The organism is Caballeronia sp. LP006 (assembly GCF_031450995.1).
Lineage (GTDB): Bacteria > Pseudomonadota > Gammaproteobacteria > Burkholderiales > Burkholderiaceae > Caballeronia.
Window position 1 is genome coordinate 388,788 of the sequence record NZ_JARTVW010000003.1, and the last position, 13,738, is coordinate 402,525.

Sequence of the window (13,738 nt, forward strand, 5' to 3'; positions counted from 1 at the left end):
TTTACAAAAACGCCAGTGTCACGTGATCGACTAAACAACGCGCGTCAGTTGCGCAAAACACCACACCTTTTTGCGATGACTTGCCCCATCGTGTCCGCTGCGATATTCGATGTGATAAAAGTCCGCGTGCTTTTTTCGATCGGCTTCACGAGAGCCATCGGCAAAGCGCGACATACAACATCGATCAAAGCATCCAGCTCACGACATCCATGAAGACGATCACATCGCGTGCCGTATCCGCCCTTGGCATCACGGCCATTGCACTCGCCTGTCACACCGCATTCGCGCAAAGTTCGGTCACGCTGTACGGCGTCGCCGACGTCGGCGTGCGCTATCTCACCAACGCCAATGCCAGCAACGACGGCAAGGTGTTCATGACCAACGGCGCAATCACCAATAGCCGGATCGGCTTGAAAGGCACCGAAGATCTCGGCGGCGGTCTCAAGGCGATTTTCCGTTTGGAAAGCGGCGTGGAATTGCAGAACGGCCAGTACTCGGATAGCCAGCGCGAGTTCAATCGCGCGGCGTATGTCGGTCTGTCGAACCAGTACGGCACGCTCACGCTCGGCCGCCAGAAGACGCCGCTTTTCGACATGCTGGGCGATACCTACGACCCGCTCACGGTCGGCAACTACTTCGAGAATGCGTGGTTGCCGGTCGCGCTCGGCGCCGGTCTCTATGCGGATAACGCGGTGAAGTACAACGGCACGTTCGCGGGTCTGACGGTCGCGGCGATGTACTCGTTCGGCACCAACTACACGTCGACGGGCGCGGGCGGCTTCTCGGGCCAGGTGCCGGGTCACATGGGCGCGGGCAACATGTACGGCTTCACGGCTTCGTATGCCGTGGGGCCGCTTGCCATCGGCGGCGGCTACCAGCAAAACAGCGACAACGCCAGCAACAAGCAGAAGATCTGGAGCGCCAACGCGGTCTATACCATCGGTCAGGCAAAGCTCTACGTCGGCTATCTGCATTCGACGGATGACACCGGTTTCGTCGATAGCACGCTGTCGCAACGCGATCTCGTGTCGGGCGTGGATATCCTCAAAGGCTCGGGTCGTCGCGACGATGGGCCCTTCACCGGCATCACCTATCAAGTGACGCCCGCGCTCTTGCTCACCGGCGCGTTCTACTACGACCACATGAAGAATGCGGCGATCGGCGGTGGAGAAGTCGGCAGCGGCAATCGCTATACGGGCGTGGCGGTCGCGGAATATGCGTTGTCCAAGCGCACCGAAGTCTACGGCACGGTGGACTTCAACAAGGTAACGGGCGCGGGCTTCGTGGAACTGCCGGGACGCTCGAATCAAACGGGCGTTTCCATCGGGCTGCGCAATATTTTCTAAGTGCTATCGATGACGGCGCGTTCGCACCGCGCCGTCGATGTCGCCTCTTGCGGGTGCGAATATTGCGATCTTTCGTGCTATTCGAAGAAGGACCGCAGTCAGCGCGCTTGCGCTGACTGCCCTCACAGGAGACGACATGCCCGAGAATCAATCCCCCGATGTCTGCCGCATGGGTGTCGCGTTTATCGACGCCCAGTTGCAATCGCTCTATATCCACGCGGCGCTATTGAGCGGATGGATCGAGAACGGCGGTCCTGCGCCCGATTTCAGCGGCGTGGAGCGGCTCCTGACGATGCGCCACGCGCATCCCGAAGCGCACACGCATAGTGAAGACGGCATGCCTGCCAAGCGCGCGCCGGACGATCCGCCGCCGTCGCTTCCGTCTCTCGACGATCCCGCCGATCGCATGGCTTTCGCGCTTCGCGTGCCGTCGACGAACGCGATTCTCGCCGTCGCCGATTTTTTCGATGCGCATCGCCTGTCCGGTTCGCGCACGCCCGAAGTGCAGTTTCTGATGCGTATCCGCGATGCCGCCGTCAATGCCAATACCTTGCATGTCGAGACGGGCGTTTATCGTCCGCACGCGGCGTATGGCGGAATCATCATCGACGAAGCGCTCGACGGCGCACGGCTTTTCAGCGACGGAGAAAGGCCAGGCTTCATGGAATTTGGCGATACGGTGGGGTTACTGCGATATCTGCGCACGCTTCTGAAGAGCATGCAGACGGTGATCAGTTCAGGCGATGCAGGTTGAGCGCGGCAATCGGCGAGCATGAAGCCCGCATGAATGCCGCGCCCGGCATTCATGATCCTGCTTACTGCGATGCTGCGGCGGCCTTCTTTGCGTGATGCTTGTGGCTGTGCTTCTTGTAAGCAGGCCGCGGCTTGTTGTTCGGATATTGCGCTTCGGCGAACGACACGCTCGGTGCGAAGATAGCGGCGACCGCCAACAGGGCAACAGCTTTCTTGAGAGACATTTTCATCAGGAACTCGCAGAGAAGAAAGGCTTGGAAATGCGCGGCGGCGAGGCCTTCGCCGCATGCGCGGTGAGCACTGTAGAGACTGCGAAGCGGAGTGTAACTTGGGGAAAACATCAGCGCTCGTTAAAACAACAATGGCGTTGTTTTTTGCGGGACTGCCACGGAATTTGCACGCTTCCGGCGCACGTTTAGCGGTATTTCGTTAAACTGGATGAAAGCTCGCGCGCGCAGCCACCTGTGGATTGCAATCGATACCGTCAGGAAAATCCATAGACGAGCGACTGGGAAACCGGCGAACTATCCCTCCATCAGTCCTTACCTTGTTTCCCTGCACTGCGGAAACGCTCAGTCGTTTTCTTGCAGCTGGCCGCGCAACGAGCCACAGCGCTAGTCGCCCAGCAACGTCTGCACGCCCTGCGCGAATTCATCGAGTAAGACGGGCTTGCGCAATACGATGGCGTCCTCGGGCAGCGTCGCCTTGACGGCATCGATATCGTCGTAGCCGGTCATGAACATCACCGGCAGACGCGGATGCGTTTCCGCGAGAATGCGCGCGAGCAAGCCGCCGTTCAATCCCTGCATGGCCTGATCGGTCACAACGACATCGGGCGGCGAACGATCGATCGCTTGCAGCGCCGCAATGCCGCCGCTCACCGCTTCGACATCGTAGTTCGCGTCGCGCAGCAGTTCGGATAACGCTTCGCGCACGTTGGCTTCGTCATCGACCAGAATGATGCGCACGCGCTTTCGCAGCGCGACCGGGCTCGCCGATTCGCATTCGCCGTCAGCATCGCCCGCTTCCTGAACGGCCGTTCGCAGATACAGCGAGACGGTCGTGCCCGCGCCCGGTTCCGTGCCGATACGCGCGATCCCGCCCGCCTTGAGCGCCACGCCATACACCTGCGAAAGCCCGAGCCCCGTGCCCTTGCCTTCGGGCTTGGTCGAGAAGAAAGGCTCGAACGCGCGCCGGGCGACTTCGGGCGGCATGCCGGGGCCGGTATCCGACACGCGCAGCTCCACGTAATTGCCATTCGCGAGATCGGGGTCGCCCTCGGCTTCGAAAACACGTGTGGCGACTTCTATTCGCCCGCGTCCTTGCATTGCGTCCCGTGCGTTGATGACGAGATTGAGCAGCGCCGCTTCGAGTTGCGTCGCGTTGGTCAGCACGCGAACGCCTTCGGAGCGAAGCTGAAACGCAAGCTGGGTTTCGGGCCCGAGCACGCGCGCCAGCAGTTCCTTCATGCCGTGCACCGAACGCGTGACGCACAGCGACTCCAGTTCGACCGATTCCTGCCGGGAAAACGTCAGCAATTGCCTGATGAGCGCCGCGCCATGCGTGACCGCCTGCAGACCGTTGGCGCTCCAACGGCGCACCTGATCCGCATCGTGCGCGCGACGCTCGACGAGTTGCAGACACGTGCTGATGGTCTGCAGGAGATTGTTGAAGTCGTGCGCGATGCCGCCCGTCAACTGCCCGACCGAACCCACGCGCTGATTCTGCTTGAACGTTTCGTGCGCGGCGTCGTCATCGGCGAGTGCGTCGGTGATCTTGCGCTGCAGCTCGCGTTTTTCCTCGCCGCGCTGAATGCCCATGCGCCGCAGCTTCAGCATGATGGCAGCCTGACGCGCGAGCGATTCGAGCGCCGTGCATTGTTCCTGACTCAAGGCACGCGGCTCGCGGTCGATCACGCAGACGGTGCCGAGCGCGTGACCGTCGTCCGTGACGATAGGCGCGCCCGCATAAAAGCGGATATGCGGCTCTCCGAGCACGAGCGGGTTGTCCCTGAAACGCGGATCGAGCGTCGCGTCCTCGATCACCAGCAGCGAGGTGGGTTCCAGAACGGCATGCGCGCAGAACGCCTGATCGCGCGGGGTCTCGCGTGCGCCGAGACCGATGCACGCCTTGAACCATTGCCGGTCGCGGTCGATCAGCGAAACGAGCGCGATAGGCGACTGGCAGATCGTCGCGGCCAGCGTGGCGATGTCGTCGAAAGCGGGTTCGGGCAACGAATCGAGTACGTCGAAGCTTCGCAGCGTATAGAGACGTTCCGCTTCGGTGGCGGGCACGGCCGCGCCACTGTGCGTTGATTTGGGCATGAGTACGAGGGCAGAACGGGTAGCGAAAGGCGCTGACCGATCATGGAACCTGATCGTGCGCAGTCGCTCAGTGTACGCTGGTTCGCCGTGCGTTATCGGACAGGCTCAAGTCCGTGCAAGCGCGCTGCGCTTCGCTGGTTTGCGCCGTTTGCGCGCACCCGGCACGACGCCGATGCGCGGATCGCGAGCGAGTACGAGTTCCGCGAGCCGACGCGCCGTGTCTTCGAACGCCGGATCTTCCTGCGGCACGTAAAGCCATTTTCCGAGCACGGGATGTGGCTGCAAAGCCGGAATGTCTTCGATGAGCGCTGCATGATGCTCTTGCGAGGTGCATACGAGCACGCCATTCCAGGGCTTGTCGCGGTCGGCGGCCACGAGACACATCAGTCCATCGATATACGCGGCGTCGGAACCGAACATGCGCTTTTGAATGAACGTGTCATCGCTCTCGAGCGGCTCGAAAACCCATAGCAGCGAATTGCGGACGGTGGAGGGCATGATGGCGGTCGCGAGCCTTGACGGTCTCCATGTTACAACTCGAAGCGGTCGCGGGTCGTCACGTAATCGCTTGCGCCGAAGCGCCCGACCGGAAAGTAATGCTGTAAGCGCACGCGCCAGGTGTCGAGGTCGATGAGTTCGTCGCGTGCGTGCAGCATCAATACCTTGCCGATGAAGATGTGCCGGCTCGCGGTTTCCAGCGTTTCCCACAGCACGCATTCGAACGCGACGGGCGCCTCGGCGATGCGCGGCGGCTTCACGCGCAGCGACGGCAGCGCGGTGAAACCAACCGCGTCGAGTTCGCTGACATCGGCGGCGAAGCGTTCGCCGCAGCGATGCATCTGCTCGGCGATGGCTTCATCGGCGAGATGCACGACGAATTCCTTCTCGCGCGGGACGTTCGCGGCTGTGTCTTTCAGCGTGCCATCCGCGAGCCGGTTGATGCTGATCATCACGATGGGTGGTTCTTCGCCGAGCATGTTGAACATCGAGAAAGGCGCGGCATTCACGGTGCCATCCGCACCGAGCGTGGTCACGAGCGCAATGGGCCGTGGCACGATGAGGCTTGCCATCAGCTTGTAGCGCTGGTATTCGGTGATGGCCTCGAAGTCGATTTCCATGTCATTGCACCTTTTCAATGCCGAGCAGATGCGCAAGGCTTTTGGTGCCCGGCATCCGTGTGGTTTCTATACGCGCTTCGAGTCCCTGCAGATGCGCGTTCATATGCGCCGCCGCGCCTTTTGCGTCGCGTCGTTCGAGGCAATCGAGAATGGCGGTGTGCTCGTCGTGCTCGCAAGGCGCGTTGCCCGCCGGTTCATAGACGCCAACGATAAGCGAGCAGCGCGAGACGAGTTCGTTCAGATACTGCAGCAGGATGGCATTGCCCGCGAGCGCCGCGATACGCAGATGAAACTCGCTCGCGAGGCGCGCCCATGACGGTTGATCGAAGCGGTGCATCGCTTCGTGTTCCTGGTTGAGTTGCTCGCGCAAGGCGGCAATGTCCGCGCTGCTCGCGCGCTCCACCGCGAGTTCGACGAGCGCGCGTTCCACCGAGCGGCGTGCTTCGAACACCTCGCGCGTTTCCTCGCGCGTCGGTTGTGCGATCACCGCGCCCTTGTTGGGCCGCAACACCACGATGCCGTCGTACGCGAGCTTTTCGAGCGCGCGCCGGACCACTGCGCGGCCCACGCCGAAGAGCTCGCACAGTTCCGGCTCGGGCAGCTTGGTGCCGGGCGCGAGACGCCGGCTCAGCACACCGTCGAAGATGCTTCGATAGATGCGCATATCGGCGGCATCGGCTTTATCACGCATGCGCGGCGAGCTCATGCGGCGCGCGCGGCCGTGCTCGCCGCCAGTTCCATCTGCCGCGCGATTGCGCCGGGCGTGGTGAGCCAGATGTCGTTGCGCGCCGCCGCGATATGCGCGAGCGCGCGCCGTAAATGACGCAAGCGATACGGTTGCCCGACGATATACGGATGCAGCGCAATTCCCATGACGAGGCCCTGCGGCGTGCTCGCGCGTTGCGTCTGTTCGAGCATTTCATCGAACTGGTCGACGATCATGTCGGTGAACGCGCACATGTCGAGATGCCGCGCCATGATCATCGGCAGATCGTTCAGCTCTTGCGGATAAGGCACGGACCACAGCGCGCCGTGACGTGTTTTCATGCGCACGGGCCGGTCGTCGTGACACCAGTTGAGCGTGTAGCCGTAACCCGTTTCAGCAAGAAGGTCCGGCGTGTGATGCGTCTCCGAGATCCACGGCGATAGCCATCCTTGCGGCATCACGCCCGACTCCGCAAGGATGCGTTCGCGACAGTGCGCGAGTAGTGCGCGCTCGCCGGCTTCGTCGAAATCGCTCTGACGCTCGGCGTTCGTGTGACCGTGCGCGATGAGTTCATCGCCCCGCGCCACACATGCTTCGATCAGCTCGGGGCAATGATCGTAGAGCGACGTGTTGATGAGCGTGCCCGCGGGCATGTCGAGCGCATCGAACAATTCAATGCAACGCCACGCGCCCACGCGATTCCCGTACTCGCGCCAACTATGGTTGAGAACATCCGGTTGCGGCGATAGTGGTCCGAGCGCGGCCCCCAGTCCTTCGCCGAACGCAAAGTGTTCGAGGTTGAAGCCGAGATAAACCGCGAGACGCGCGCCGTTCGGCCAGCAATACGGCTCGCCATGATGAATCGCTTGATAGTCGAAACGGCCGTGCGATCGGAGTACATCGGGATTGAAGTCGCTCATTGTCGATGAATGCATGAACCGGTTTGGTTACGTCGTGCCCCAAGGCGGACCTGTTGCGCACCGCGAACGTACACGCCTCGCGTCGCGACGTGCCGACGATCGAGGTTTGCGATCGTGTGCAATATGCGAGCCAACGTGTCGACACGCATGCTGCGCTACGCGTTGCATGCGATGAAGCCGAACCACGACAGCAAATGGCATATGTCTTGCAATGGCTTCGCGCTGCAAGCCATTTCCCGTCAGCGCGTTCATAAGGACAAGCCTTCATGGTTCAGCCGGCATCAACCGTGGTTCACGCGACAGCCGCCGATATCGAACTCGTTCACGTGACGAAGCGCTATGCGGATTCCGTCGCCGTCGATGCGATCGACCTGCGCATTCCCGGCGGCGCGTACTGTTGCCTGCTCGGTCCTTCGGGCTGCGGCAAGACATCGACTTTGCGCATGATCGCGGGGCACGAGTGGATTTCCGAAGGCGATGTGCTGATCGGCGGGCGCAACGTCACGCGCGAACAGCCGGCCGCACGCGGCACCGCGATGGTCTTTCAAAGCTACGCGCTCTTTCCGCATCTGTCCGCGCTCGATAACGTCGCCTTCAGCCTCAAGATGCGCGGCGTCGCGAAGGAAGCACGCAGAAAGCGCGCGGGCGAACTGCTCGAACTCGTCGCCATGTCGCCCTACGCGAACCGCAAGCCCGCGCAGCTTTCCGGCGGGCAGCAGCAGCGTGTGGCACTCGCGCGCGCCTTGCTCAATGAACCACGCTGTCTTTTGCTCGACGAACCGCTCTCCGCGCTCGATCCTTTCCTGCGCGTGCAGATGCGCGCCGAACTCAAGCGCTGGCAGAAAGAACTGGGCATCACTTTCGTGCACGTCACGCACTCGCAGGAAGAAGCAATGGCGCTCGCCGATCTCGTCGTCGTGATGAGTCACGGTCATATCGAACAAAGCGGCACGCCGTTCGAAGTCTTCAACCGGCCGCGCACCGAATTCGTCGCGCGCTTTCTCGGCGGCCATAACGTGCTCGGTTCGAAGGGCGGGCTTTTCACGGTGCGTGCGGATCATCTGCGGATCGCGCCGCAGGGCACGACCCCCGGCACGAGTGCGGGCGAGGGAGGACTGAGCCGTATCGGCGGACTCGCGTGCACGGTGCGCGAGGCCGAGTATCAAGGCACGCATGTGCGCATGACGCTCGTGCCGCTCGACGGTTCCCCCGAACTCGTTTCTATCGTCAGCGATGCCGACTACGACGCCGAGCGCCTCGGCCCCGATGCGCGCGTGACCGTCTGGTGGGATCAACGCAACGCGCATCCGCTCGCGGCGTGATGCGCGCTTGTGCCAAACACATCAAAACCCGAAACGAGGAGGAAGGCTATGAGCAATGACAATGCACGTCCGCAAGCGACTCAGGAAATCAAAGAGACCAAAGAGGAACTGGAAAGCCGCGGCCGCACGCGCCGCACTTTCATCAAGGGCGCCGTGGCGGCGGCGGGCATTGCCGGGTTCCCTTACGTGCATGCACAAGAGAAGATCACCTTGCGCTATCTCGGCACGGCGGTCAACCAGAGCGCGGACATTGCGAAGAAGTTCAAGGAGGACACGGGCATCGAGATTCAATACATTCCGGTGACGACCGATGACGTCACCAAGCGCATCATTACGCAGCCCAACTCGTTCGATATCGTCGATACCGAATACTTTTCGCTCAAGAAGCTGATTCCGGCGGGCACGCTGGCCGGCATGGATGCGAAGCGCATCAAGCTCGCGGACAAGATCACGCCGGTGCTCACGAAGGGCGAAGTGAATGGCAAGAAGATTGGCGATCAGGGCACGGCCCCGAAGAAAGTGATGTTCTTGAAGGGCGCGCGCTCGACGGAGTTCTCCGCGACGCCTACCGAATGGATGACGCTCATTCCCACGACGTATAACGCGGATACGCTCGGCATTCGCCCGGACCTCATCAAGCGTCCCGTCAACACTTGGGCCGACTTGTTGAATCCGCAATTCAAGGGCAAGGCGGCGCTGCTCAACATTCCGGCTATCGGCATCATGGATGCGGCAATGGCCATCGAAGCAATGGGTCAGGTCAAGTACGGCGACAAAGGCAACATGACCAAGGCCGAGATAGATCAGACCATCAAGGTGCTGATCGAAGCGAAGCGCGCAGGTCAGTTCCGCGCCTTCTGGCGCGACTTCAACGAAAGCGTGAACCTGATGGCATCGGGCGAAGTGGTCATTCAGTCGATGTGGTCGCCCGCGGTCACGAAGGTGCGCACCATGGGTATCGCCTGCACGTTTCAGCCGCTGAAGGAAGGTTATCGCTCGTGGGCGTCGGGCTTCGGCTTTCCGCGTTCGCTGCAAGGTAAGAAACTCGATGCGGCCTATGAATTCGTCAACTGGTTCCAGGACGGCTGGGCGGGCGCCTATCTGATGCGTCAGGGCTATTACCCCGGCGTGACGGAGACGGCCAAGACGCACATGCAGGCTTACGAGTGGGACTACTGGATGGAAGGCAAGCCCGCGACACAGGACATCAAGGCACCCGATGGCCAATTGCTCGAAAAGACCGGCGCGGTGCGCGACGGCGGCTCTTATACCCAGCGCATGGGCGCCATTGCATGCTGGAACGCGGTGATGGACGAGAACATCTACATGGTGCAGAAGTGGAACGAGTTCATCGCCGCCTGATGTTCACGTGAGGTTCGCATGATGCACACAAGGAGCATTTGCTGATGGCATCCGTCGAGTATCTGTCGCAAGCGAAGGAAGCGCCGAAGCGTCATCGGCGCGTGAGCGCATGGTTGCAGGCCACGCCGCTCACACTCACCTTCGTGCTGTTCTTCATCGTGCCGCTCGTGATCACGTTGATCGTAAGCTTCTGGGATTTCAACGAATATCAGATCATCCCGGCGTTCACGCTCAAGAACTATGTGGCGATCTTCGACGGTTGCAGCTCCTTCACCGATGTCTGCGTGACCTTCAAGACATATTGGTCGACGCTCAAGTTCTGCGCAATGGTATGGGCCGTGACGCTCGTGCTCGGTTTCTCCATTGCGTACTTCCTCGCGTTTCACGTGCGCACCACGGCCATGCAGACCATTCTCTTTTTGCTCTGCACGATTCCGTTCTGGACGTCCAACGTCATCCGCATGATCTCGTGGATTCCGCTGCTCGGCCGTAACGGGCTCGTGAATCAGGCGCTGATCAACGCGCATCTCATCGATCAACCGCTGGAATGGCTGCTGTACTCGAACTTTTCGGTGGTGCTCGCGTTCGTGCATCTGTTCACGTTCTTCATGATCGTGCCGATCTTCAACGCGATGATGCGTATCGACAAGTCGCTCTTGGAAGCCGCGCGCGATGGCGGGGCGAGCGGCTGGCAGGTGATCCGCGATGTCGTGTTGCCGCTCTCGAAGACCGGAATCGTCATTGGCTCGATCTTCGTCATCACCATCGTGATGGGCGACTTTCTCACAGTGGGCGTAATGGGTGGACAGCAGATTGCGTCGGTGGGCAAGATCATTCAGGTGCAGACGGGCTATCTGCAATTTCCCGCCGCGGCGGCCAACGCGATCATTTTGCTGGCCGTCGTGCTGATGATCGTGTGGGCGCTCACGCGTGTGGTCGATATCAGGAAGGAGCTTTGACATGGCCAGCGGCATTGCGGGATTGAAGAAACATCGGGAGCACCGGCCCGCCAGCTTTTACTGGCTCGCGTTGCTGTTCGGCTTGTTCGTGCTATTCCTGTATGGACCGGTCATCACCATTTTCATTCTCTCGTTTCAAGGTCCCGAAGGCGGTCTGACGTTTCCCATGCGCGGCGTCTCGCTGCACTGGTTCGAGCAGTTGCGTCAGGGTGTGGGCGATATCGATATCTGGGCTTCGTTCGGCCGCTCCGTGAAGCTCGCGCTCGCGGTCACGGTGCTGACCGTGCTGTTCTCGGTCACGGCGGGTCTCGCCTTCAGAAGGCGTTTTCGTGGCGATACGGCCGTGTTCTACGTGTCGGTGGCGAGTCTCATCATGCCGTCGATCATCGTGTCGCTCGGTATCGGCCTCACGTTTCGTCTGCTCGACAACGTGATCAAGTATCTGGCGAACGAGTGGGGCTTTACTTCTTTCGCGGATTCGTGGACCACGTCGATGGGCCTCTTCACCTCCGCGCTCGGCGCCCATCTGACGTGGACGCTGCCGTTCGGTTTGCTCGTGATGTTCGCTGTCTTCAACCGCTTCAATCCGGCTTACGAGGAAGCGGCGCACGATCTGGGCGCATCGCCGTGGCAGAGCTTCAGGAATGTAGTGTTGCCGATCATCGGGCCATCTGTCATTGGCGTGGGAATGTTCGGCTTCACGCTGTCATGGGATGAAATCGCGCGGACGTCGCAGGCTATCGGCGAGCAGAATACGTTGCCGCTCGAATTGCAGGGCCTGACGACATCGGTGACCACGCCGGTCATCTATGCGCTCGGGACCATGACCACGCTGATGTCGCTGGCGGTCATGGTCGGCGGCTTGTTGATCGTGAGGGCGGTGACCAGGCGCCGGACTTCGAAGTAGGCGCCGGCGCTTTCCTCACGTGCGATCAAATGCAATCAAGTGCGATCACCTATGATCGTGCTCCCAGCGGCCGTCGTTCCAGCCGTTGTCGTCGTCATGACCGGTATGAGCGGCGCGCCAGTGGTTGCCGCCCTTGCACACGAGTTGCGATCCGTTCGCGCTGCATGACGCTTCATAGCCCGGCGAATAAAGAAACTCGCCGACCCAATGCGGATTCACGTTGGTGTTGCCGGGGTTGTACGCGACGAAGTTCGCTGCGTCGTCCGTGCTGCCCGAGCCCGTGTAGCGCGCTGCCAGCGGATACGGAAACACCGGACGCGTGCGCGTGGTCTGCCCGGTCGTATCGACGAGCGATGCCACGATCTTGCCCGGCTTTGCGCCCGTTTCCACCCACGCCATGGCGGGCGTCAGCATGTCGAAGGTGCTGGGACCGTCGCCGCCGCCGCAGTGCGCAACGCCCGGGAACAGATACAGCTTCGCGAACTTCTCGACGCGCTCGTCGCCCATATATTCCTTCATCTTCGCGTAGTACTGCAGCGTCGATTGCGGCGAGATGTGCTGGTCTTCCAGGCCGTGCCAGAGAATCAGCTTGCCGCCGCGTCGATGAAAGTCACTCAGATCGGGATCGGTTGCAGCGAGATAGTTCGACGTCTGCACGGTCTTCCAGAACGATTCGACAGTGAACTTCAGATCGCTGAACGCGGCGTTCGGGCGCGAGTCGTTGAAGTAGTCGAGGTATGTTAGGAACGGCATCACGAAGTTGATGCTGCCGCTAGGTCCGGCGTCCGTCGCGGGCACGAAGAGCGACCATTGCAATTCCGAACCCCATTCACGCGCGATCGGCTGTTCGAGATGACGGCCATACTGATCCGTGGCGCCATCGTGAATCTTGCGCACCACCGCGGCTTGCGCGGGCGTGAGACACGTGGCGTCGGGCTGTCCCTTCGCACACACGAGACTCGCGGGATCGAAATGACAAGCCTGCGGATTGTCGATGATGCCGTCCGTCACGCCGTCCTGACCGTCGCACGACTTCAGCACGGCGGCGTGAATCATCGGCAACTTGTCGGCGAGCAGAATGTACTTGCCCGTCTTCTGGTCGATGTTGACCGCCGCCGCCCAGCCGTGGTGGAACGTGTTCTGCACGATCAGATCGTTGGCCGGCGCGCCCGCGACGATGCCGTCGAAGTCGTCGGGATAGCGTTGCGCTTCCATCAGCGCCTCACGTCCGCCGTCTGAGCAGCCGTCGAAATACGAGTACTTCGGAGCGCGCGCATAGAACTTGTTGATGATCGCCTTGGATACCTGCGCCGTGGCGTGCTCCGCGCGATAAGCAAAATCGATCTTGGCTTTCGGATCCAGCGCCCATGCGCCATCGTTGCCGCCTTCGTGGCCCATGTCGGTGGCGGAGATGGCGATCTGGCCGTTCGTGACCGGCACGCAGGTCGATGCCATCGGCGCGCTGATCGAGAGATTGCCGCATAGACCGCCGCATCCCGTTTGCAGATAGCGCTGCGTCCAGCCCTGCGTCGGCAAGCGCAATTCAAAGAGCGATGCGCCAGGGCCTATGGTTCCCTTGATATCGCACACTTCGGAAGGCAGTCCGGGTCCAGCCGTCGCGCCTGGAGGCATGCCGGGGTTGCTGATGACCGTTCCTTTTGCAAGGACCGTGGCCGAGGTGATGGTGACGGTGCCATCGGTGAAGCCGCTTAGATCGAGCGTGGCGACTGCCGCGCAGTTCATCGCGGGAAGGATCGAGGGAAGGTCGGCTAGACCGCTTGAATTGGCCGCCATTGCTTGAGGCGCCATGATTACGCATGTCGTCAAAAGAGCAAGCCACGCATAAACCGTGCGGATGCATCGTCTGAGTAGGGCGGGGTTGCTGCAGAGTAATCGCATCATCGTCTCCTGAGGTCGTCGGGTCACTTTCCAGCGAGTACGGAGGATGACGAAAGAGTTTCGCGATAGGGAGAGGGCGTATACCCGGCAATCCTGCTTCGTCGGCGCTCTAAAGCGTCAAC

The 13,738-nt window shown here is 61.2% G+C and carries 13 protein-coding genes; 6 read left to right on the forward strand and 7 right to left on the reverse strand.

Features of this window, described 5'->3' with window-relative positions:
• Nucleotides 1–209: 209 nt before the first annotated feature.
• A complete protein-coding gene (locus tag P9250_RS06455; RefSeq protein ID WP_310391847.1) occupies nt 210–1,346 on the forward strand; it encodes a porin in 1,137 nt (378 codons plus the stop codon).
• 136 nt (nt 1,347–1,482) lie between these two features.
• Nucleotides 1,483–2,100, forward strand: coding sequence for a hypothetical protein (locus P9250_RS06460; RefSeq protein ID WP_310391848.1), 618 nt, complete (start codon nt 1,483–1,485; stop codon nt 2,098–2,100).
• Nucleotides 2,101–2,161: 61 nt separating this feature from the next.
• Here the strand turns inward: P9250_RS06460 and P9250_RS06465 are convergent, their stop codons facing one another.
• The 6 genes from P9250_RS06465 to P9250_RS06490 form a co-directional block, all read right to left on the reverse strand.
• Nucleotides 2,162–2,440 (reverse strand): hypothetical protein, encoded by a 279-nt coding sequence (locus tag P9250_RS06465; protein ID WP_244830880.1) that lies wholly within the window; start codon nt 2,438–2,440, stop codon nt 2,162–2,164.
• A gap of 273 nt (nt 2,441–2,713) precedes the next feature.
• Complete coding sequence (locus P9250_RS06470; RefSeq protein ID WP_310391852.1) at nt 2,714–4,423, reverse strand: ATP-binding protein; 1,710 nt, start codon at nt 4,421–4,423, stop codon at nt 2,714–2,716.
• Between the two features lie 105 nt (nt 4,424–4,528).
• Nucleotides 4,529–4,921: a hypothetical protein gene (locus tag P9250_RS06475; RefSeq protein ID WP_309846963.1), complete on the reverse strand. Its 393-nt coding sequence runs from the start codon at nt 4,919–4,921 to the stop codon at nt 4,529–4,531.
• Nucleotides 4,922–4,953: 32 nt separating this feature from the next.
• Nucleotides 4,954–5,541 (reverse strand): flavin reductase family protein, encoded by a 588-nt coding sequence (locus P9250_RS06480; RefSeq protein ID WP_244830878.1) that lies wholly within the window; start codon nt 5,539–5,541, stop codon nt 4,954–4,956.
• A 1-nt stretch (nt 5,542) separates the two neighbouring features.
• Nucleotides 5,543–6,232, reverse strand: a complete 690-nt coding sequence (locus P9250_RS06485; protein ID WP_310391854.1) for a GntR family transcriptional regulator — start codon at nt 6,230–6,232, stop codon at nt 5,543–5,545.
• A gap of 11 nt (nt 6,233–6,243) precedes the next feature.
• Nucleotides 6,244–7,182, reverse strand: coding sequence for a polysaccharide deacetylase family protein (locus P9250_RS06490; protein WP_310391856.1), 939 nt, complete (start codon nt 7,180–7,182; stop codon nt 6,244–6,246).
• Between the two features lie 251 nt (nt 7,183–7,433).
• Here P9250_RS06490 and P9250_RS06495 point away from each other — a divergent pair, with 251 nt between their 5' ends.
• Genes P9250_RS06495 through P9250_RS06510 form a run of 4 tightly spaced genes read left to right on the forward strand, consistent with a single transcriptional unit; the run spans nt 7,434 to nt 11,717 of the window.
• Nucleotides 7,434–8,489, forward strand: coding sequence for an ABC transporter ATP-binding protein (locus tag P9250_RS06495; protein WP_244830875.1), 1,056 nt, complete (start codon nt 7,434–7,436; stop codon nt 8,487–8,489).
• Nucleotides 8,490–8,537: 48 nt separating this feature from the next.
• Nucleotides 8,538–9,851, forward strand: a complete 1,314-nt coding sequence (locus P9250_RS06500) for a PotD/PotF family extracellular solute-binding protein (protein WP_244830874.1) — start codon at nt 8,538–8,540, stop codon at nt 9,849–9,851.
• A gap of 44 nt (nt 9,852–9,895) precedes the next feature.
• Complete coding sequence (locus tag P9250_RS06505) at nt 9,896–10,810, forward strand: ABC transporter permease (protein WP_244830873.1); 915 nt, start codon at nt 9,896–9,898, stop codon at nt 10,808–10,810.
• 1 nt (nt 10,811) lies between these two features.
• A complete protein-coding gene (locus P9250_RS06510; RefSeq protein WP_284503942.1) occupies nt 10,812–11,717 on the forward strand; it encodes an ABC transporter permease in 906 nt (301 codons plus the stop codon).
• A gap of 45 nt (nt 11,718–11,762) precedes the next feature.
• On the opposite strand, the gene P9250_RS06515 is transcribed toward P9250_RS06510, so the two are convergent.
• On the reverse strand, nt 11,763–13,619 hold the full coding sequence (locus P9250_RS06515) for a tannase/feruloyl esterase family alpha/beta hydrolase (RefSeq protein WP_409014817.1): 1,857 nt from the start codon (nt 13,617–13,619) through the stop codon (nt 11,763–11,765).
• Nucleotides 13,620–13,738 lie beyond the last annotated feature (119 nt).